We start from the raw sequence: 20,817 nt of genomic DNA on the forward strand, positions 1-20,817 counted from the left end.
CAAACAAGAAAACCAATCGCAACAGTGGCCACACCCATGCTCGACTTTACTGGTTTGGGTATTTTGCAAGAAGCTCGATAGTCTGATCAGGAATGCAGAATGGCTAATGAGGAACTAAGACCGATTATCGTCAAGCGAATAAAAAAGGTCGCTGGCGGGCATCATGGTGGAGCATGGAAAATTGCCTATGCTGACTTTGTTACCGCGATGATGGCGTTTTTTCTGTTGATGTGGTTGCTCGGTTCAACAGCAAAAGGTAATCTTAATGGGATTGCGGAGTATTTCCAAACTCCGCTCAAGGTCGCCATGGCCGGCGGTGATGGTAGTGGCGACAGCTCGAGTGTCATTAAAGGTGGCGGTAAAGATCTTACTTTGCGTGATGGTCAAAATAAAAAAGGCGATGTTGAGGCGCAAAAAAAGAGTTATAACCTTCAAGCTGCAGAGGCCGCATTAGCAAAAGCAGATGCCGAGCGGCTTAAGGTTTTGAAGGGCAAGATTGAGACGGCAATCGAGTCAAATGCGATATTAAAGCAGTATAAGAAGCAGCTATTATTAGATATTACAACCGACGGTTTACGTATCCAGATGGTTGACGAGCAAAACAGACCGATGTTTGCCTCTGCAAAAGCTGATTTGCAACCCTATACAAGAGAAATTCTGCATGAGATTGGTAAGGCATTAAACGATGTGCCAAACAGAATCAGTTTGTCTGGGCACACCGATGCAGCACCTTATGGCAGTGGCGAGAAGGGATATAGTAATTGGGAGCTGTCTGCTGACAGAGCAAATGCGTCTCGTCGTGAACTGATTTACGGCGGTATGGATGAAACTAAGGTTCTAAGAGTCGTCGGTTTATCATCATCGGTTTTGTTTGATAAAGAAGATCCTCTCAATCCGATTAATCGACGCATAAGTATCATCGTTATGAATAAAAAAGCTGAACAATCTGCTTCACAAGACGGTGGTTCAATTGAACTGACAAATCCTTCTGAGCCCTCAGCTGAAGTTCCTGTAAAAGTGGTGCAATAGTTACACGGGCATAATCGGATCAGATGAATAGAAAATTGGGATGCTGAATATGTCAAAAAAGAAAGTATTAGGGTCTCATGTAAAAGAGCTCTTGTCTGGCGTCTCAAGTCATGGGAACGAACATCTGCTGGAAGTAGAGACTGATCTAGTTCAAACTACTATTCTGCTCGCTGAGGCGATCGAAAAACTTGGGGCGAGTTTTTTGGCCTTGCATGCAGCCATAACCAGTCAGCAAGAAGAAATTGATTTGGTTATTTCCTCTGGCGCGGCACCAACTGCCAGTATTGATCGACTTAAAGTGATACAAGTTGACATTGCTGTTCATATTAATGCTGCTGTTACTAGCCTTCAATTCCAGGATCTTACTAGCCAGCTTATTTCCCGAACTGTTCAACGCAGTGCCGGTTTACGAGAGGTTTTGAGCAATCTAGGTTTGGTTGGCGATGGCATTCCGCTTGATAGTGAAACGGATGAAATAGCCTTATTGCTCAAAGATATAACCCAGCGGTTAGAAAAACAAAGCATTGAATTAAAAAGTTTATTGCGTAAAGCTGTAAATCAAAAACATTTAGATAGTGGTGACATTGAGTTATTTTAACTACTCAATGATGATGGGATGTGTGTCCCTTTAATCTGCATAACGGAGTGATGATGGCCAAGACAATTTTAGCAGTGGATGATTCTGGTTCTTTGAGACAAATGGTGGCGTTTAGTCTCAAAGCAGCTGGTTATCTAGTTATCGAGGCGGTCGATGGGCAAGATGGTTTGGAGAAAGCGAGAAATCAAGTAGTTGATCTCGTTTTAACTGATCAAAATATGCCCAGAATGGATGGCTTAACCTTGATTAAGTCCTTGCGTGCTCTACCAACCTATCAGCGAGTACCCATCCTTATGTTGACTACGGAGTCGAGTGACGATATGAAGGCGAAAGGTCGAGCTGCCGGTGCAAACGGTTGGTTGGTAAAACCTTTTGATCCTCAGAAGTTAACTGAGGTCGTTAAAAAAGTCATTGGATAAACCTCCTTTGAGACTACTTTTTTAATGCGAGCCAATCACGGAGTACGACAATGACGATTGACATGAGTCAGTTTTTTCAAGTTTTTTTCGACGAGGCAGAAGAGCTGCTTGCGGAGAAAGAAAAACTATTGCTGGCCGTCGATATTTCCTCCCCCGATCCTGAAGATCTGAATGCCATATTTCGTGCAGCACACTCCATCAAAGGTGGCGCCTCTACATTTGGCTTAACTGATATGACTGAAGTGACACATATACTTGAGTCACTTTTAGATAAGATCAGAAAAGGGGAGATGGCCTTAACATCTGAACACGTCGACGCTTTTTTGATTGCAAAAGATATCTTAAAAATGCAATTGGATGGACATAAGCATGGCAGCCCAGTGGATCAGGATGCCGTAGCAGATGTCAGAATGTTGCTGCAATCTTTGTCGCAAGACGCTGTACCCATTGCTGCGCCAGTTGCTAGTTTTGCGGATAGATCGAGAGATGTAGACCACGAGAACGTGATTTACACATCTTGTTTTCGGGTAGAGCTACCTCCGATATCTGCCGATGACATTAAAGCTATCGTATCTGAATTAGGTTTACTCGGATTTATTAGCAAAGAGGAAGTTGAAAAAGGTCGTACGGTCGTTACCTTGAACACCAACGAAAGTCAGGACGATATTATTGCAATATGTTCTTTTATCTTGAACCCTGATGATTTAAAAATTACTAGAACCGATTTTGTTTCAGCTAAAGCTAGTTCAAAAAATAATCAATCTGACGACGATTTAGGTTATGGCTTTTTCGAGCCAATTGAATCAATGTTTCCTCCTCTGGCGGGTGGTGAACAATCGCCGGCAGCTACTAATAAAGAGCCTGTATCCGGTTCTAATCTTGTCGGTGCTGATAAGAAAAATTTAGTTAAGAAAGAAGTTGAAAAAGCATCGGTATCGCAGGAGTCGTCGACGATCAGGGTTGGTATTGAAAAAGTGGATCAGCTGATCAATTTGATCGGTGAGCTAGTGATTACGCAAGCGATGTTGGAGCAACGCACCCAAGTACTGGATCCTATTGAACACGAGCGCTTAGTTAGTAGCGTGGCACACCTGACCAGAAATACGCGTGATCTGCAAGAGGCAGTGATGTCTATACGTATGATGCCTATGGACTATGTTTTTTCCCGTTTCCCGCGAATGGTGCGTGACCTAGCGAGCAAACTTGGTAAAAAAGTTGAGTTCGTCACTTATGGCGCCTCTACCGAGTTAGACAAAGGATTGATCGAAAGAATCGTTGATCCCTTAACTCATCTGGTCAGAAATAGCATTGATCATGGTATTGAGATGCCAGCGTCCAGGCTAAAGGCAGGTAAACACGAGGCCGGTAAGTTATCGTTATCTGCAGTTCACCAAGGCGGTAATATTGTCATCGAAGTTAGTGATGATGGCGGTGGATTGCACCGTGAAAAAATACTCGCTAAAGCCAAGCAAAATGGTTTGCCCGTATCTGATGCTATGTCTGACAGCGAAGTTTGGTTGCTTATTTTTGCGCCAGGATTTTCAACTGCGGAGGCCGTTACCGATGTTTCCGGGCGTGGCGTTGGTATGGACGTGGTTAAACGCAATATTACTGCCATGGGAGGCGTGGTCGATATTCGATCAGCTAAAGGATTTGGTACGACCATCACTATCTCGTTGCCGCTGACACTGGCAATCTTAGATGGCATGTCGATTAAGGTCGGTGAGGAAGTTTATATATTACCTCTTGGCTTTGTGATGGAATCATTGCAGCCTGCGATGCAAGATATCAAAGAAATTAGTGGTAAGGGGCGAGTAGTTAAAGTGCGTGGAGAATACTTACCCTTAATTCCTCTATACGAATGTTTTGATATCCAACCTAAATTTACACAGCCTTCTGATGGTATTGCTGTAATCGTAGAAGTTGATGGGAAAAAAGCAGCGCTATTTGTTGATGATTTAGTAGGGCAGCAGCAGGTAGTCGTTAAAAATATTGAATCCAATTATCGTAAAATCCCAGGAATTTCTGGTGCTACTATTTTGGGTGATGGTGGCGTATCTTTGATTCTTGATGTCGCTGCTTTATTGAGATCAGCTAGGTAGTTTTAGTATTTACAGTTAATAACAAGGGGTAGAAATATGATGCAGTCTGCGCAAACGTCTGACAATAAAGATGCCAAACTCGATGCTTCGGGATCAGATATAGCTACACACGAATTTTTAGCGTTTACTCTCGGCAACGAGGAATACGGAATTGATATTCTGAAGGTTCAGGAAATTCGTGGATACGAAGCCGTAACACGTATTGCTAACGCACCAAATTTTCTTAAAGGTGTTATCAATCTGCGCGGAATTATCGTTCCGGTTGTTGATATGCGGATTAAATTTAATTTGGGTGAGCCAACTTACGATCAGTTCACGGTCGTTATTATTTTAAATATTGGCGGACGTATTGTCGGCATGGTTGTTGATAGTGTCTCCGATGTGACAACTTTGTTGCCAGAGCAAGTACGACCGGCACCAGAGATGGGAACAACATTTAGTTCAGATTTTCTGATTGGTTTGGGTACCTTAGAAGAGCGCATGCTCATTTTGGTCGACATCGATAAATTAATGTCGAGTCCAGAAATGGGGCTTGTTGATTCTCAAGTTTAGAAGTGTAGACGTGTAATTAAGCGCGGTATTTTTGTCTAGTTGCAACAAGTGTCTGTAAAAATTAAACCTAAAAAATTGAGAGACTCGGGCTATGAATTTACGTCATTTTCGGATCGGTGCAAGACTAGGTATAGGTTTTGGCTTCATCATTGGCGGACTGATTATTGTGTTGATACTGGCTAGCCTGTTATCTTCACAAAACAGAAATACCATGATTCAAGGCTTAAATACAGCGAGCCAAAAGCAGGCCTTGGTTAATTCTATGAAAAGCTCTTTGCTCGAGGGTGGTATTGCGATGCGAAATATTGGCATTCAATCCGATGTCTCAGAGATGCAGAAAGAAGATGCCAAAGTAAAACTGCAACGCAAACGCTACGACGACGCAAAGGATAAACTGTCAAAGCTTGGGTTGAATGATGATGAGAAGAAAATTCTTGCAGAGATTGCGAGAATTGATCAGGAAATAGACAAGCCGTTTAAAGACGCTGTCGGTCAGGCTCTAGCGTTTAATGCTGAAGGCGCGATTAAAATTATCTCCTCGGTTATTGATCCATTAAGTACTAAATCTATCTTGGAAATGAACAAGTTAGTTGATCTGCAGGAGTCTGCATCAAAGCAAGTATTTGAAATCTCAGGCGCCAACAGCACCAAGCTAAACTTTTGGTTGTTCGTTGTATTAGCTGGTGCGCTAGCCATTGCCGTATTTTTTGCATGGATTATTACTAAGAGTATTACGCAGCCTTTAAAAGAAGCTATTTCTGTTACTGAACAGGTTGCATCTGGTGATTTATCTGCCCATGTTAGTGTGAGTGGTAAAGACGAAGTTTCATCTCTTTTATTCGCTTTAAAAGAGATGACAGAAAGTTTGGCTAATACTGTTGGTCAAGTACGAACTGGCACAGAAACGATCACAGTCGCATCCCAAGAGATTGCCTCAGGCAACGCCGATCTCTCCAGCAGAACAGAATCCCAAGCCAGCTCGCTAGAAGAAACTGCCAGCTCCATGGAAGAGCTCACCAGCACCGTCAGGCAAAATGCAGATAACGCCCGGCAAGCCAATCAACTCGTTGTCTCCGCTACTGGTGTTGCCGTCAAAGGTGGTGCTGTTGTCAATCAAGTCGTTAGCACCATGGGCTCGATTAAAGAAAGCTCCCGCAAGATTGTCGACATTATCAGCGTCATCGACAGCATCGCCTTCCAGACCAACATCCTCGCCCTCAATGCCGCAGTAGAAGCTGCCAGAGCCGGAGAGCAAGGACGAGGATTTGCCGTTGTCGCCTCAGAGGTGCGTAATCTCGCCCAACGCAGTGCCAGCGCTGCCAAAGAAATCAAATCTCTGATCGACGACTCGGTCGACAAAGTCAACCAAGGCGGCAAACTGGTAGACGAAGCTGGCAAAACCATGGACGAGATTGTCACCAGCGTCCAGCATGTCGCCGACATCATGAGCGAGATCACCGCCGCCAGCCAAGAGCAAAGTGCAGGGATAGAACAAGTCAATCTAGCGATTACGCAGATGGATGAAATGACGCAGCAAAATGCAGCGTTGGTAGAGCAGGCAGCAGCGGCAGCAGAGAGTATGGAAGAGCAGGCGCAGGCCTTGGCGCAGGCGGTTAGCGTATTTAAACTTACCTCCGCAAGTAACACTCCCCCGGCAAAGTCAATACGAGTGAATCCTGTGGTCCAGAAAAAAGACCTTAAACCAAAATTAAAACAAATCGCCTCTCGGGCAGAGTCTTCCGTATCAACTGGTAAAAGTGCAAAAAAGGAGAATACGGATGACTGGGAAGAGTTTTAATTTAGTATTTAATAATGACTAAAATGATTAAATTTACTTTTTTTGTTATATCGAATTTTGGTTAATCATAAAAATTAAAACACCTAAGCATCAAAGTGCAAATTTAATCTGATTAACTACCCTAGGCAGGTATATGCATATTTTTCTGAAATTAACTTAATCTAGGATGATGAGTTAATCAATATGCTTAATATTAAGGATAATTTAATGACCAAGTCTGCTGAAAAGGGTAAGAGCGAGACCTCAAAGGAATTTGACTTTAATGCAAAAGACTTTAATCGCGTCAGAGACTTGATTTATCAAAAGGCTGGAATTTCTCTTGCTGATAGTAAACAAGAGATGGTTTACAGCCGCTTAGCTCGTCGTCTTCGGGCAACAGGAATGAACTCGTTTTCTATTTATCTCGATAGTTTGGAGACCGATAATTCTGAAGCTGAGTGGGAGGCTTTTACTAATGCGCTTACCACCAACCTGACCTCTTTCTTTCGAGAGGAGCATCACTTTCCCTTACTTGCCGAACACGTTAAAAAAATAAAAGAGCCAATTAACGTCTGGTGCTCTGCTAGCTCCACTGGCGAGGAGCCTTATTCAATCGCAATGACCTTGTGCGAGGCATTTGGTACTCTGAAGCCTCCAGTGCATATTATCGCAACCGACATAGATACCAACGTATTAGCGACCGCCTCAAGAGGAGTCTACAACCTTGATCGCTTGGATAAGATGTCGCCAGATAGAGCGAAGAAATTTTTCCTAAGAGGGAAGGGCGCGCAAGATGGATTGGTTAGGGTTAGGCCAGAGTTGAGAGATTTAATCACTTTTAAACAGCTGAATCTGTTAGCCGATGTTTGGCCAATTAATGGTGTTTTTGATGCTATTTTTTGTCGCAATGTGATGATCTACTTCGATAAGCCGACCCAAGGTGCAATTCTAAAAAAATTCGTCCCATTAATGAAATCAGATGGTTTACTCTTTGCTGGACATTCTGAGAATTTTTTGTACGTATCTGATGACTTCAAACTTAGAGGCAAAACAGTCTACGAGCTGGCAAGTGAACATGAAGTACGTAGTAAAGCAGTTTCGCGCCATTCGAACAAAGGTTAAGCCATGAGCCAGTTAAGTGAAGAGCATTTCGCTACGAATATTTATTACGACCGTACCTTTGATTGTGACGCTGCAAAAATTTTGCCTGGTGAGTTTTATTTCACAGGAAAAGATATGTTGATTGTTACCGTTCTTGGTTCTTGCGTCTCCGCTTGCATAAGGGATCGTGTTTCTGGTGTCGGAGGGATGAATCATTTCATGCTGCCAGATGGCGGAGCAGATTCTGATAATCCTGTTTCTGCATCAATGCGCTACGGTACCTATGCAATGGAAGTTCTGATCAATGAATTATTAAAAGCGGGTGCTAAACGCGAAAACATGGAGGCCAAAGTATTTGGCGGGGGTAATGTTTTGAGAGGGTTTACTGCGATCAATGTTGGTGAAAGAAACGCGAAATTTGTGCTCGATTATTTGCGCGCTGAGCGAATGCGCGTTATTGCTGAGGACTTAAACGACATCTACCCTCGCAAAGTATATTTTTTTCCAAAAACAGGTAAGGTTCTTGTGAAGAAGCTCAAAGTTGAACACAATGATACGTTGAGGAAACGCGAAAATGATTACGCCAGTCGACTCAAAGCCACGCCTGTTAGTGGTGAAATTGATTTGTTTTAAGCAAAAATAATAAGAGACTGTTGTACGCGCGGAGTATGTGATGAAAATTAAAGTATTGATTGTGGACGATTCGGCGCTAATACGGAGCGTTCTCAGTGAGATCATTAGCAGACAGCCCGATATGGAAGTCGTTGGCGTCGCGCCCGATCCGTTGGTCGCCAGGGATTTGATCAAGCAAACAAATCCAGATGTTTTGACGCTTGATGTTGAAATGCCAAAGATGGATGGGCTAGATTTTTTAGAAAAACTCATGCGCCTTAGACCGATGCCAGTCATTATGGTTTCGTCTTTGACTGAGCGTGGATCTGAAATCACCATGCGAGCGCTAGAACTGGGCGCAGTCGATTTTGTTACCAAACCAAAGCTATCGATTCAAAGCGGTATGTTGGAATATGCAGAACTGATTGCCGATAAAATTCGTGCTGCTTCAAAGGCGCGAATTCGACCACGGGCAGTTCATGCAAGTGATTTGAATAAAGGTGACTTAACTGCACTGCCAATGGTGAAAAATCCGCTGACCAGTAGTGAAAAACTCATCATCATTGGCGCTTCTACTGGTGGAACAGAAGCGATCAAGAATTTTTTAGTTCAAATGCCCTCGGATTGCCCTGGGATTTTAATCACTCAACATATGCCTGAGGGTTTTACTCGTTCTTTCGCTAAAAGATTAGACGGGCTTTGTAAAATTTCAGTTAGTGAGGCCGCTGGTGGCGAGCGTGTATTGCCAGGACATGCTTATATTGCGCCTGGCCATTCCCACTTGCTTTTGGCCAGGAGTGGCGCAAATTATGTGACCCAGCTAGATGCCGGTCCTGCAGTGAACCGACATCGCCCCTCTGTAGATGTTTTGTTTCGCTCTGCGGCCACCTATGCCGGTAAAAATGCAGTTGGCGTTATTCTGACCGGAATGGGCAAGGATGGTGCTGTTGGTATGTTGGAGATGAAAAACGCAGGCGCCTATAATTTTGCCCAAGACGAAGCAACTTGTGTAGTATTTGGAATGCCTCGAGAAGCAATCGCAATCGGTGCGACACATGAAGTTGGTCCCTTAAATGAGTTGCCAACCAAGGTTTTGCATTATCTTGCGTTACACGGTAGTCGAGCCTTGCGCGTTTAAGTGAGCAAAATTCATATTCTTGTGGATTTTGCTCACCACTTTGTATTAATTTGACAGATAATGTTTATAACTATACTTAAAGAAATAATGGAGTAATTTATGGCCGATCAGAATCTCAAATTTTTAGTTGTTGATGACTTTTCAACGATGCGCCGTATTGTACGTAATTTGCTTAAAGAGCTTGGATACTCTAATGTCGATGAGGCAGAGGATGGTGCCATGGGATTAGCCAAATTGAAAAGTGGTGATTTCGATTTCGTGATTTCTGACTGGAATATGCCTAACATGGATGGGCTGACGATGTTGCAACACATTCGTGCTGATCCAGCGCTTGCTAAGTTGCCAGTATTAATGGTGACTGCCGAGGCGAAAAAAGAAAATATTATTGCGGCTGCTCAAGCAGGTGCAAATGGTTATGTTGTAAAACCATTTACAGCAGCGACTCTTGATGAGAAATTATCGAAAATTTTTGAAAAATTAGGAAAGCCTGCATAGCAGAACTTGTATTTATTAAGAAGTAAATATGAGTGTAGATATGGACAACACTATTCCATAAAATGAGCTCTGTACCAAAGTCGTTAATATGACCAGGCTGTTGCATGACAGCCGTCATCGTCTAAGCTTAGTTACCTGAACGAGCTGTGTAAGAATTGCTTGATAGCGTTGCTTTTTAATTACTGAATCTTGTATCTTTTTTTCTGTTTAATTCCACTATACCTATTGTGCCTTATGAGTGACGCTAATTTCATTGTAAGAGAGCCGTTGCTTGATCCCAAACAGCGCGTTATCGGCTTCCAGTTATCTTGGCAAAGTCCAAGTCAATCTGCGCCAATGAGTATTCAGGATCTGGATTCCTTGATGGAGTTTGTTGCTGAGAATTTGAACGATGAAGAAACTGGATTTTTACTAGGAGATAGCGTCTTATTTTTAGAGGCAGCGCCAGAACTATTGCTTACCGACGGCCTGAAATTATTACCACCTAAAAACACGGTATTGATATTGTCAAAACGTGATTTTACTAACCCGACTACCTTAGAGGCGATAAAAGAACTACGTGCTTTGGGTTATGGTATTTGTATGCGTGGCGCTGATCTGAGCACCTTGGAGAGATCTTTCTTCATGCAGATTTCTCATATTGAAGTCCAGTTGAACGCGTCTAACTTTGCATCTCAGGCAAAGGTGTATGCAGCGTTAAAACAATCCGCCATACATATGGTTGCTCGCAATGTGTCAACTTGGCAGGATTTTGATGCATGCTCTGCGCTTGGCTTAGAGTCGTTCGTTGGTAAGCTACATTTAACGCCTCGCCCTAGCGCGGACAAAAAAGGATTAAATACAGCGCAGACGACCATTTTGCAGTTAATGGAAATGATCAGGAAAAACGCTGACATTCAACAATTAGAATCTGTTGTAAAGAGAGATGCTACTTTAGCGTATAAATTATTGCGTTACATCAACTCTGCTGGTTTTGGTTTGCGTACAGAAGTGCAATCCCTCAAGCATGCTGTGCAGATACTAGGTTATAGCCCTTTATATCGCTGGCTATCTGTATTGCTGGCGACCGCAAGTACCAGCGGTTACTCACCAGTTTTATTAGAAACAGCCATTGTCCGTGGTCGATTTGCAGAGTTACTTGGACAGCCTCACATGTCCAAATCTGAAGCTGAAAATCTTTTCGTTGCCGGTATGTTCTCTTTGCTGGATAGATTGCTGGGCGTGCCTATGGATGAGGTTTTATCAACGATCCAATTACCAGAAGCTGTTACCGAAGCGCTGATTTCCAGAGGCGGAAGCTATGGCCCTTATTTGGCATTAGCCGAGGCTTGTGAGTTAAATAGTATGTTGGTTGGCTCTTTAGCAGAGTCGCTGCGTATTACACCAACAGATGTCAACACGGCACATCTTGCGGCTTTAGTTTGGGCTAAAAACATTGCCTCGCTTTAACAGAGGCAGGCAAAACAAGTCTTAATTACGATATCTTAATTGCAGAGATGAGGAGCCATGTTTTTCCTCATCTCGCGCAAGCTGTAACACTTCTTTTTTTAAATCAAAATTTTCCAGTAGAACAACGCAAGGCAGTTCGCCAAAGGTGCAATTGTAGGTGTAGCGTTTGTACTTAAACCGTGATGGCGTTAATCCCCTGGGCGCCGTACGCTATCTGGGTTGCAAAGAAGTGGTAGCGGTCTAATAGAAAGTCTAAATTTAATATACTCCCCACCATTTCTGATAAATATGCTCTATTGTCCAGTGATTACCTGGACAATAAAATATACCCGTGGAGAGTATATTTTCTTTCTCTAATTCCTCTTTAATGCATTCGCGTTTAATTCAACTATTTGAACGATAGATAAAAGCCATCGTTCTATCTCTGATTCCGCTCTTCAATATTGCTTGTTCTAATCACGCCATCGCTATTGCGCGTGCAGATCAAGAGTGCTTCGTCGCTTTTAAAAAAGCTGTCTTTTCTGAAAATCTAAGTTTACGTCACATCTCACTCGCTCCGTTTTTTTTGGTTTACTGAAATAGGGGGTAAATCGTCACTTGTTCGGCGCATCTACAGAATGCAACATCGCCAATAATCACACTTGTATAAATGTGTAATAGCAGCGTTTTGCTTGCTTCTTAGAAATAGATGGGAGTCGGTAATGGCCGAAGATAGCGATCTCGAAAGAACCGAACCGGCGTCGCCCAAGCGCTTAGAGCAGGCGCGTGAGGAGGGTGATGTCCCGCGCTCAAGAGAGTTGTCTACTTGCACGATCTTGCTTGCTGCGGGCGCTGGCTTGTGGATGTCCGGCGGTTCTTTAATCAGACAGTTGAATCATATGCTCATCGATGGATTATCGATGGAGCGAACTTTGGCGTTTGATCACGATATGTTGTTTTCTCACATCGGCATGATCTTGATGGATGTGTTGCTTGCTTTTGCTCCGCTAGGTGGTTTGTTGATGCTGGTTGCGATTGGATCTCCGTTACTAATCGGTGGCTGGCTTTTTAGTGCTAAAGCCTTGCAACCTAATTTTAGTCGTATGAATCCTTTGTCTGGTCTGACGAATATGATTTCGTCCAAGGCCGGTGTGGAGTTAGTTAAGGCAATTCTCAAAGCGCTGATTGTTGGAACGGTTGCTTGGATCGTCGTAATGAATCAAAAAGATGCCATCTTCGGCCTTGCTTCCGAGCCTTTGGCCGCTGGCAGCGCGCACATGGCAACCATGCTTGCGATCTGTTTTTTATCGATCGTCGGTGCCTTGGTATTGATTGCCGGAATTGATGTTCCATACCAAATGTGGAGTTATGCCAAAAAGCTCAAAATGACACATCAAGAGGTTATACAAGAATCAAAAGAAGCCAATGGTAATCCCCAGATTAAAGCCAAAATCCGCGCGCAACAGCGTGAAATGGCACGTCGCCGGATGATGTCAGAAGTGCCGACAGCGGATGTCGTGGTCACCAACCCAACGCATTATGCAGTCGCTTTAAAATATAAAGATGGTAGCAACGGTGCGCCAAGAGTGGTCGCCAAAGGCGCTGACGCCGTCGCTGCAAAAATTCGTGAATTGGCCGCTGAGAACAATATTCCTTTGCTGGAGGCACCACCGTTAGCACGTGCTTTGTTCAAGCACACAGAGTTAGGCGACGAAATCCCAGAAACACTTTACGCCGCCGTTGCAGAAGTGTTGGCTTACGTCTTCCAGTTAAAAACATTCCGTCAGCATGGTGGCCTCAGGCCGTCTGCGCCTTTCGATCTGGCAGTTCCTGCCGAACTTGATCCAAATAACGCTCCTCAACCAGCCAATACCGTCGGAGCTAATCCATGAATGGTTTTAAATTACCCGCTTGGATGAGCATATTTAGCAATAAGGCCATTGCTGCACCGATACTCATCATCATGATGTTGTCGATGATGATATTGCCGCTGCCCGCCTTTGTGCTCGATGTCTTTTTTAGCTTCAATATTGCCTTGGCAATCATTGTTTTGCTGACCAGCTTATACACCATCAAGCCACTAGATTTTATGGTGTTTCCAACCGTGTTATTGGTAAGCACGATGTTGCGCTTGTCACTCAACGTGGCATCAACCCGGGTAGTGTTGACCGAGGGGCATACTGGTCCAGATGCTGCCGGTAAAGTGATTGAGGCCTTTGGTCATTTTCTGATTGGCGGTAACTATACAGTTGGTATTGTGGTATTCGTTATTTTGACGATTATTAACTTTACTGTCGTTACCAAAGGTGCTGGCCGTATTGCGGAGGTCGGTGCCAGATTTGCATTGGATGCGATGCCTGGTAAGCAAATGGCGATTGATGCAGATTTAAATGCAGGTCTGATTGTAGAACAAGAAGCACGTCGTCGCCGTACCGAAGTCGCGCAAGAAGCTGAGTTTTATGGCGCGATGGACGGTGCTAGTAAGTATGTGCGTGGCGATGCCGTGGCAGGCATTATGGTCACTATCATCAATATTGTCGGTGGCTTAATTGTAGGTATGGTGCAGCATGATCTGGATTTTGCAACGGCGCTAAAAAACTATACTTTGCTGGCGATCGGTGATGGTTTGGTTGCGCAGATCCCATCACTGATTATTTCAACAGCAGCAGGTATCGTCGTATCTCGGGTTGCCAGTGATCAGGATATTGGCGGTCAACTGATAGGCCAATTATTCGCTAAACCACAGGTGCTGTTTATTACAGGTGGTATCGTTGGTGGAATGGGTCTGATTCCAGGTATGCCACATGTGGCTTTTTTATTGTTAGCCTTACTTTTGATCGGTGGCGGTTATTTATTAACCAAAAAATCGGATGTCGTCGCAAAGCCTGAAGAGCAAGTTGTAGCGCCAGTTGCGCCATCTGAAATGGAAGAAGCAACATGGCAAGACATCCTGCCAGTAGATACTTTAGGTTTAGAAGTTGGTTATCGCCTCATTCCTTTAGTTGATAAAGGGCAGGGCGGGGAGCTGCTTAGACGCATTAAAGGTATCCGCAAGAAGTTTGCGCAAGAGGTGGGGTTCTTGTCGCCTCCTGTGCATATCAGAGACAACTTAGAATTGAAACCGTCTGCTTATAGGATCACGCTCAAAGGTGTTGAGGTTGGCGTTGGTGAGGCAATTACTGGTCAGTATCTGGCGATTAATCCTGGCATGGTATCTGGTACCTTGCCGGGTCCGATTACTACAGATCCAGCGTTCGGATTGCCTGCAACCTGGATTGACGCTGCCATGCGCGAGCAAGCCCAGACGATGGGTTATACCGTAGTGGATGCCGGTACTGTCATTGCTACTCATCTCAACCATTTAATTACATCGCATGCGGCTGAATTGTTAGGTCGTCATGAAGTTCAGCAATTGATGGATCACCTTGCAAAAGATACGCCAAAGTTAGTCGAGGAATTGGTGCCCAAACTATTGCCACTCTCTATTTTGCAGAAGGTATTACAAAACCTCTTGATCGAGGGTGTGCACATCCGCGATATGCGCACCATTATCGAAACCTTGTCAGAGCATGGCATGCATACCCAAGACGCGAACGAGCTAACGACTTACGTTCGTATTGCATTAGGTCGTGCAATTGTGCAGCAGATATTCCCGTCCACCAATGAGTTGACTGTCATGACATTAGATAACCGGTTAGAACGTTTGCTGATGCAAGCATTGCAAACGAGTGGCTCTGATGGTGCTGGTATTGAGCCAGGATTGGCCGATACCTTGGCAACACAGACAGAGGCCGCAGCCAAGCATCAAGAGCAGATGGGTTTAGCGCCGGTTCTCTTAGTACCCGGTCCTTTAAGAGCGCTGTTGTCGCGTTTCTTGAGACGCACTTTGCCTCAGTTAAAAGTGTTATCGCAAGCAGAATTACCAGAAACAAAAACAATTAGAGTTACCGGCCTGGTTGGAGGGCAATTATGAACGTGAAGAAATTTTCAGCGAATACATCGCGCGAGGCAATTCGTATGGTGAAGGATGCACTCGGTTCGGATGCGGTCATTCTCTCTAACCGTAATGTCGATGGAAAAGTGGAAATACTGGCGATGACAGATGAGACGATGAGTTCAATTGCGACATCATCGGATTCGCGTACGATCCCAGAGATTGCGAAATTTCCACCACGGTTACAGCAGGCTGAACAGGGACGGCAAGCCAGCGAATCGCCTCTGTTCTCAAAATCTCAGCCACACGCCTTAGATAACTTAGTCAGTGGCGGTGAATTAGCCGACGTGATGACTGAAATCCGGTCTATGCGCAGTATGCTGGAAGCGCAGCTGGCGGAGATATCCTGGACGAATACCCAAAAGCGTCAACCTCAAAAAACAGAAGTAATGCGGGAGATGCTGGCAACGGGTTTCAGTGCAAGCTTGTCCCGTTATCTCGTCGATAAAATGCCAGATTCAGAAACTGTCGCTAGCAGCATGGATTGGATTAAAGCGGTCTTAAATCGCAATTTATCTACCATCAATAATGAGAGCGAAATCTTAGAAAAAGGCGGCGTTTATGCTTTGGTTGGCCCTACAGGCGTAGGCAAAACCACCACCACAGCAAAACTCGCTGCCCGCTGCGTGATGCGCCATGGCCCTGCCAAACTGGCATTGATTACGACGGATGGTTATCGTATTGGTGGCTACGAACAATTGCGTATTTACGGCAAAATATTAGGCGTGATGGTGCACTCGGTCAAAGATGAATCTGATTTACGAATTGCTTTGTCTGAACTAAAAAATAAACATACCGTATTAATCGATACGGTCGGCGTCAGCCAACGCGACAAAATGGTGACGGAGCAGGTTGCTATGTTGTCTGGTGCAGATGCCAATGTGAAACGCTTATTGTGTTTAAACGCGACCTCTACAGGCGAGACACTCAGTGAGGTCGTTCGGGCTTATCAGGGTAGCGGGTTGGCGGGATGTATTTTGACCAAGCTTGATGAGGCCGCGACTATCGGCGGCGTGTTAGATATCGCAATTCGTCAAAAGCTTCATATCTATTATCTCGCCAGTGGCCAGCGTGTGCCTGAGGATTTGCACATCGCAAACAAGCAGTACCTGGTTGATCGCGCATTCAAATTAAAACGAGAGACATCTGCCTATCGATTGCAAGATGAAGAGCTACCGATGGTGATGGCAAATGCGGCTATCGCCTCCGCCGCGAATACCAATAATGGTTTGAGGGAGGTGTCTTTTGGCTAGTTTTGATCAGGCAGAAGGCTTGCGCCGGATGTTAGAGGCGCCAAGACCTCGTGTGCTCACGTTTTTATCCGCTTTGCGTGACGAAGAAAAAAGTGGCATGCTTATTAATTTAGGTGCTTCTCTTGCGAGAAAAGGGCAGCAAGTCTTGATGGTTGACGCCAGATCTTCGGCCAATAGTATTGGCGCGTGGCTCAATGCAAATACCGAGCAGACCTTGTTGGACGTTGCAAGACAACGGCGTACAATGCAAGAGGCAGTAAAAATTGTATCAGCAGGCTTATCTGTGACGATGCTCTCAAAATATGCGACTGCATTGGCGCGACTGCCGGCCGAAAATACTAAGCGTTTATCCCGTGTTTTTGATGTTGCTGCAAACAGTGCGGACTTAGTCATTGTGGACAGCGAAATTGATGGCGATGATGCGTTCCCGCTAGCTTCATTTGAAGAGAGCGAAGTCGTAATACAAGTATCTGCCAATGCGGCCACGATTAAAGATGCTTATGGTTTGATTAAACGTGTCAATAACCGCGTAGGCCGTCGTTCTTATGGTATTTTAGTATCGGGTGTAACAGAACCGGAAGCACGATTGGTTTATACCAATATGGCACAAGCAGCTAGTCGATATTTAGCAGTACCTTTGCATTTTGTTGGCTACGTGCCAGAGGACGATCACATGAAAAAAGCAGCGCATTTAGGTCGTTCGGTGATTGATGCATTCCCATTGGCGGGTGCCTCTATTGCGTTTTCTCAATTAGCTGAGCGGCTTGCCTTGACCGCAAGATCAACAGCCCGCTCAACATTAGGTTTACATGGATTGCCAGAGTTAGGTATTCGTCTCGGAATTTGATTGATTATGTACACCGCTAGCGGAAAATCAGATAAAAATTCCCTACTTACGGAGCATGCTCCACTAGTGAAGCGACTCGCTTATCAATTAAAAGCGAGATTGCCCCCCAGCGTCGAAGTTGATGACTTAGTGCAGGCCGGTATGATAGGTCTGCTAGATGCCGTTAACCGTTATGAAGACAATCACGGCGCACAATTTGAAACCTATGCAGTGCAACGCATACGCGGTGCAATGCTGGATGAATTGCGCAGCAGTGATTGGCTGCCGCGTGGTGTGCGCCAAAACATGCGCAAAATTGAAAACGCAATGAACGCATTGCAGCAAAAATTAGGACGTCCACCGCTAGAAACGGAAGTTGCTAAGTTGCTGAAATTGAGTCTGGCCGAATACCAGGATTTGCTGGGTGAGAGTGGCGGACATCAACTCGTGTATTACGAAGATTTTCATGATGCAGATACCAAAGAGCATTTCCTCGATCATTACTGTAACGATCGTTCAGGCGATCCTTTAGAAGATCTTTTGCATGGCGATTTTCGTGATGCTGTGATCTTCGCGATTGATAGTTTGCCCGAGCGAGAAAAGCTACTCATGGGTTTGTATTACGAACAAGAGCTCAATTTAAAAGAGATAGGCGCCGTCATGGGCGTATCCGAATCCCGGATATCGCAACTTCATAGCCAGGCAGTAGCCCGACTCAGGGCTTCGTTAAGGGAGAAAGCGTGGACTGGGCTAGCCTAATTGGATTTATCTTAGTAGTTGTCGGCATCTTTTCAGGCCAGCTGATTGAGGGTGGACGCTTATCCTCCTTAGTGCAGCCTGCTGCGTTTGTTATCGTTGTCGTCGGCACGATTGGCGCTGTTTTGTTGCAAAGCCGGATGCCCACGTTTATCCGTGGCATAAAAATGCTACGGTGGATCATCTCCATGCCAATAGATACAAGTAAAAAAACTATACAAGAAGCCTTGATCTGGAGTGTTGTCGCACGTCGTGAGGGTTTCCTCAGTCTTGAGCGCTACATGGATTCTAGTAAAGATCAATTTATTAGCAAAGGCTTACGCCTGGTGATTGACGGTGTTGATCCATCCCGCTTAAAAGACATTCTTGACGTCGATATTTCTTTGTACGAGATGGAGCAAAGACAAGCAATAAAAATTTGGGAAGCCGCGGGAGGCTACTCGCCGACGATAGGAATCTTGGGGGCGGTACTCGGCTTAATCCATGTTATGGAGAATCTGACAGACCCAAGCAAACTCGGTAGTGGTATTGCAGTCGCTTTTGTCGCGACTATTTACGGTGTTGGATTAGCAAACCTACTTTTTCTACCCATTAGTAATAAGCTCAAAGAAATTATTCACCGGGAAGTTGTCCGGCGCGAGATGTTATCAGATATTTTTTATAGCATTGCTCTTGGTGATAGCCCTCGTGTAATCGAAGAGCGCCTGGCAAACCATAAAAATTAAATTGGTCATGAAGAGAAAGAAATACCAGGAAGAACATGATAACCATGACAGATGGTTAGTTTCTTACGCCGATTTCATCACCTTATTATTTGCTTTTTTTGTAGTGATGTACGCGATATCATCGGTCAACGAAGGCAAATATCGGGTGTTGTCTAATTCTCTTACGGGGGCATTCGGTAAAGCAGTTTTGGTGCAATCAGTAAAACGGGATATCGACGTTGAACCGACGATTAAGCTAGATCCTCTTCCCATCATCAGACCCAAAAATGCGGAACCATTACGCAAAGAACGTGAGCAAATGACTGGCATTGCACGCGATATTTTGGCCGTGCTGGAACCGTTGGTCAGAGAGGGGAAAGTACGCGTAACTCAGACTAGTCGCGGCGTAACGATAGAAATTAATGCTAGCGTGCTTTTTGCCCCTGGTGAAGCGAAGCTCAATGATGATTCAAACCAGGCATTAACGGCGATCGCTTCTGTATTGAAGTTAGATAGTCACGCAATTCAGGTCGAGGGATATACCGATAATCTTCCTATCAAAAATACTAATTTTCCCTCGAACTGGGAATTATCTGCTGTACGTGCAAGCACCGTAGTTCGATTGTTCACAGAAAATGGGGTCGATGAGAATCGAATGACTGCAGTTGGTCAGGGACCAAAAATGCCAGTTGGATCAAATGACACTATAGACGGCAGAGCGAGGAATCGACGCGTCACTGTCACTATCTTGGCTATTTTGCCGGAATCGGGTATTGATGTTCCGGTTACCTCTGCCGATAAAAGAACTAACTGAGCTTGTAATCTGCGTGTAATGTGTTAGTGCAAGTATAAGTGCAATACTAGTTATCAGCCTTGCACAAAAATACAGCTACGTGCTCGTTATATTTTACTTTTTTGCTAGGTAACGTGAAATACTGGATCAAATACTCATTCTCGATTAGACTATACTCACTATGAGTATAGTCTAGTCGTACAAATAATTATTAGGCGATAAGATATATTTGGAGGGTATGGTAGGGGAGTATATCAAGCTACCTAGTTTGTAAAACAATATATAGCTATCAAAAATTGTTATCTAATTGTGACTTTCGCAGACAAACCAGAGTTGACGCAGTAACTGTCGTTGGGTTCAATTAACCTGCAACGACACCACGACCCGTCATATTTTTGACAGTGGACTGACCATTAGGTCCGTACATTGATCCAGCGGGATTATTTTGTTGCAGTATATTTAATGCGTTTTGGTTGCGAGTGAATTGGCGGTTAATTAAAATGCCATTTGTGCGGTTATTTTCTTGCGCTTGCTCAGAAATTGTTAAAAGTGTTTTCCAGTAATTCGATGTTTCTACTTCTGCCGGAGCTTTTTCTAGTAATGCCTGCATGCCGGAATTATCTGAAGTGAATCCTAATTCTTTTAAGCTTGATGCGCGCAATTTTTCTAATTCTGACACTTTTGCTATTATGAGACTCTTGTTTTTAGTCAGATCAATTAGATCATTCACACGTGCTTCAACTAGCGCAGCTTGTTCCAATTTCAACAACTCAGATAATGATGTCATTTCTACGACTTCATCTTCAAGGCATTGATTTAATTGGAGTAGTTTTGCGCTGGAGAGGTTCATGATGATTGTTTTCTGGAGTTTAATAAATCTTTAACAGTCTCAAGCAAGCCATCAGCTACTTTTTCTGAGTTGACCTGGAAGCGTCCTTCAGAAATGGCGAGCTTAATTTCTTCCACTTTTTTTGTTGCAAACACACCGCTATTAGCCTGAGTATTTTGTAAAGCCTGCAATTGCGTCGACAGGGGCGAGATCTGCACCGTATGCGAAGGCGTCGTTGCTACCTCTGCTTTATCGGGCGAGCGATCAGTACGAACCTGAGTACCAGTTGGTACTGCCGGCGTACTTGGTAGTGCGTCATTAATTTTCACAGCGTTACCCTCTTTATTCGGATTTATATACATCTACGTTATGTATATCGGCTGCGTTATTTTAAACTTTAACCTTGAGTAA

General features: G+C 44.3%; 20 protein-coding genes. 18 read left to right on the top strand and 2 right to left on the bottom strand.

Features of this window, described 5'->3' with window-relative positions:
* Window positions 1-99: 99 nt before the first annotated feature.
* From motB to motD, 18 genes are all read left to right on the top strand, one after another.
* Complete coding sequence (gene motB, locus QN395_RS11905) at window positions 100-1,029, top strand: flagellar motor protein MotB (protein ID WP_322119058.1); 930 nt, start codon at window positions 100-102, stop codon at window positions 1,027-1,029.
* 49 nt (window positions 1,030-1,078) lie between these two features.
* Complete coding sequence (locus QN395_RS11910; RefSeq protein WP_322119057.1) at window positions 1,079-1,627, top strand: chemotaxis protein; 549 nt, start codon at window positions 1,079-1,081, stop codon at window positions 1,625-1,627.
* A gap of 53 nt (window positions 1,628-1,680) precedes the next feature.
* Window positions 1,681-2,046 (top strand): response regulator, encoded by a 366-nt coding sequence (locus tag QN395_RS11915; RefSeq protein ID WP_322119056.1) that lies wholly within the window; start codon window positions 1,681-1,683, stop codon window positions 2,044-2,046.
* A 50-nt stretch (window positions 2,047-2,096) separates the two neighbouring features.
* Window positions 2,097-4,148: a chemotaxis protein CheA gene (gene cheA, locus QN395_RS11920; RefSeq protein ID WP_322119055.1), complete on the top strand. Its 2,052-nt coding sequence runs from the start codon at window positions 2,097-2,099 to the stop codon at window positions 4,146-4,148.
* A 39-nt stretch (window positions 4,149-4,187) separates the two neighbouring features.
* The gene (locus QN395_RS11925) at window positions 4,188-4,700 is read left to right on the top strand and encodes a chemotaxis protein CheW (protein ID WP_322119054.1); all 513 of its coding nucleotides are present in this window, start codon (window positions 4,188-4,190) and stop codon (window positions 4,698-4,700) included.
* 91 nt (window positions 4,701-4,791) lie between these two features.
* Entirely contained in the window at window positions 4,792-6,498 is a 1,707-nt protein-coding gene (locus QN395_RS11930) for a methyl-accepting chemotaxis protein (RefSeq protein ID WP_322119053.1), read from the top strand.
* 207 nt (window positions 6,499-6,705) lie between these two features.
* Window positions 6,706-7,599 (top strand): CheR family methyltransferase, encoded by an 894-nt coding sequence (locus tag QN395_RS11935; protein WP_322119052.1) that lies wholly within the window; start codon window positions 6,706-6,708, stop codon window positions 7,597-7,599.
* Between the two features lie 3 nt (window positions 7,600-7,602).
* A complete protein-coding gene (cheD, locus tag QN395_RS11940; RefSeq protein ID WP_322119051.1) occupies window positions 7,603-8,211 on the top strand; it encodes a chemoreceptor glutamine deamidase CheD in 609 nt (202 codons plus the stop codon).
* A 40-nt stretch (window positions 8,212-8,251) separates the two neighbouring features.
* A complete protein-coding gene (locus QN395_RS11945) occupies window positions 8,252-9,328 on the top strand; it encodes a chemotaxis response regulator protein-glutamate methylesterase (RefSeq protein WP_322119050.1) in 1,077 nt (358 codons plus the stop codon).
* Between the two features lie 99 nt (window positions 9,329-9,427).
* Window positions 9,428-9,823, top strand: a complete 396-nt coding sequence (gene cheY / locus QN395_RS11950) for a chemotaxis response regulator CheY (protein WP_322119049.1) — start codon at window positions 9,428-9,430, stop codon at window positions 9,821-9,823.
* Between the two features lie 267 nt (window positions 9,824-10,090).
* Window positions 10,091-11,272 carry an EAL and HDOD domain-containing protein gene (locus QN395_RS11955; protein WP_323492434.1) on the top strand — a complete coding sequence of 394 codons (1,182 nt, stop codon included), beginning with the start codon at window positions 10,091-10,093 and terminating at the stop codon, window positions 11,270-11,272.
* 701 nt (window positions 11,273-11,973) lie between these two features.
* A complete protein-coding gene (gene flhB, locus QN395_RS11960; protein ID WP_322119047.1) occupies window positions 11,974-13,143 on the top strand; it encodes a flagellar biosynthesis protein FlhB in 1,170 nt (389 codons plus the stop codon).
* Entirely contained in the window at window positions 13,140-15,224 is a 2,085-nt protein-coding gene (flhA, locus tag QN395_RS11965; protein WP_322119046.1) for a flagellar biosynthesis protein FlhA, read from the top strand. The genes flhB and flhA overlap by 4 nt, the downstream gene beginning before the upstream one ends.
* The gene (flhF, locus tag QN395_RS11970) at window positions 15,221-16,498 is read left to right on the top strand and encodes a flagellar biosynthesis protein FlhF (protein ID WP_322119045.1); all 1,278 of its coding nucleotides are present in this window, start codon (window positions 15,221-15,223) and stop codon (window positions 16,496-16,498) included. Before flhA ends, flhF begins: the two co-directional genes overlap by 4 nt.
* On the top strand, window positions 16,491-17,345 hold the full coding sequence (locus tag QN395_RS11975) for a MinD/ParA family ATP-binding protein (protein WP_322119044.1): 855 nt from the start codon (window positions 16,491-16,493) through the stop codon (window positions 17,343-17,345). Before flhF ends, QN395_RS11975 begins: the two co-directional genes overlap by 8 nt.
* Window positions 17,346-17,351: 6 nt before the next feature.
* Window positions 17,352-18,083, top strand: a complete 732-nt coding sequence (locus QN395_RS11980; RefSeq protein WP_322119043.1) for an RNA polymerase sigma factor FliA — start codon at window positions 17,352-17,354, stop codon at window positions 18,081-18,083.
* Window positions 18,065-18,805 (top strand): flagellar motor protein, encoded by a 741-nt coding sequence (locus tag QN395_RS11985; RefSeq protein ID WP_322119042.1) that lies wholly within the window; start codon window positions 18,065-18,067, stop codon window positions 18,803-18,805. The genes QN395_RS11980 and QN395_RS11985 overlap by 19 nt, the downstream gene beginning before the upstream one ends.
* Before the next feature lie 7 nt (window positions 18,806-18,812).
* The gene (gene motD, locus QN395_RS11990; RefSeq protein ID WP_322119041.1) at window positions 18,813-19,598 is read left to right on the top strand and encodes a flagellar motor protein MotD; all 786 of its coding nucleotides are present in this window, start codon (window positions 18,813-18,815) and stop codon (window positions 19,596-19,598) included.
* A gap of 340 nt (window positions 19,599-19,938) precedes the next feature.
* On the opposite strand, the gene QN395_RS11995 is transcribed toward motD, so the two are convergent.
* Both QN395_RS11995 and flgM read right to left on the bottom strand, forming a co-directional pair.
* The gene (locus QN395_RS11995; protein WP_322119040.1) at window positions 19,939-20,427 is read right to left on the bottom strand and encodes a flagellar protein FlgN; all 489 of its coding nucleotides are present in this window, start codon (window positions 20,425-20,427) and stop codon (window positions 19,939-19,941) included.
* The gene (flgM, locus tag QN395_RS12000) at window positions 20,424-20,735 is read right to left on the bottom strand and encodes a flagellar biosynthesis anti-sigma factor FlgM (RefSeq protein WP_322119039.1); all 312 of its coding nucleotides are present in this window, start codon (window positions 20,733-20,735) and stop codon (window positions 20,424-20,426) included. Before flgM ends, QN395_RS11995 begins: the two co-directional genes overlap by 4 nt.
* Window positions 20,736-20,817 lie beyond the last annotated feature (82 nt).

The organism is Undibacterium sp. RTI2.2, assembly GCF_035018705.1.
Classification (GTDB): domain Bacteria; phylum Pseudomonadota; class Gammaproteobacteria; order Burkholderiales; family Burkholderiaceae_D; genus Undibacterium.

Excerpts from the sequence above, each read along its gene's own strand:
- motB (WP_322119058.1), top strand. The coding sequence starts at position 100 with ATGGCTAATGAGGAACTAAGACCGATTATCGTCAAGCGAATAAAAAAG.
- QN395_RS11910 (WP_322119057.1), top strand. The coding sequence starts at position 1,079 with ATGTCAAAAAAGAAAGTATTAGGGTCTCATGTAAAAGAGCTCTTGTCT.
- QN395_RS11915 (WP_322119056.1), top strand. The coding sequence starts at position 1,681 with ATGGCCAAGACAATTTTAGCAGTGGATGATTCTGGTTCTTTGAGACAA.
- cheA (WP_322119055.1), top strand. The coding sequence starts at position 2,097 with ATGACGATTGACATGAGTCAGTTTTTTCAAGTTTTTTTCGACGAGGCA.
- QN395_RS11925 (WP_322119054.1), top strand. The coding sequence starts at position 4,188 with ATGCAGTCTGCGCAAACGTCTGACAATAAAGATGCCAAACTCGATGCT.
- QN395_RS11930 (WP_322119053.1), top strand. The coding sequence starts at position 4,792 with ATGAATTTACGTCATTTTCGGATCGGTGCAAGACTAGGTATAGGTTTT.
- QN395_RS11935 (WP_322119052.1), top strand. The coding sequence starts at position 6,706 with ATGACCAAGTCTGCTGAAAAGGGTAAGAGCGAGACCTCAAAGGAATTT.
- cheD (WP_322119051.1), top strand. The coding sequence starts at position 7,603 with ATGAGCCAGTTAAGTGAAGAGCATTTCGCTACGAATATTTATTACGAC.
- QN395_RS11945 (WP_322119050.1), top strand. The coding sequence starts at position 8,252 with ATGAAAATTAAAGTATTGATTGTGGACGATTCGGCGCTAATACGGAGC.
- cheY (WP_322119049.1), top strand. The coding sequence starts at position 9,428 with ATGGCCGATCAGAATCTCAAATTTTTAGTTGTTGATGACTTTTCAACG.
- flhB (WP_322119047.1), top strand. The coding sequence starts at position 11,974 with ATGGCCGAAGATAGCGATCTCGAAAGAACCGAACCGGCGTCGCCCAAG.
- flhA (WP_322119046.1), top strand. The coding sequence starts at position 13,140 with ATGAATGGTTTTAAATTACCCGCTTGGATGAGCATATTTAGCAATAAG.
- flhF (WP_322119045.1), top strand. The coding sequence starts at position 15,221 with ATGAACGTGAAGAAATTTTCAGCGAATACATCGCGCGAGGCAATTCGT.
- QN395_RS11980 (WP_322119043.1), top strand. The coding sequence starts at position 17,352 with ATGTACACCGCTAGCGGAAAATCAGATAAAAATTCCCTACTTACGGAG.
- motD (WP_322119041.1), top strand. The coding sequence starts at position 18,813 with ATGAAGAGAAAGAAATACCAGGAAGAACATGATAACCATGACAGATGG.
- QN395_RS11995 (WP_322119040.1), bottom strand. The coding sequence starts at position 20,427 with ATGAACCTCTCCAGCGCAAAACTACTCCAATTAAATCAATGCCTTGAA.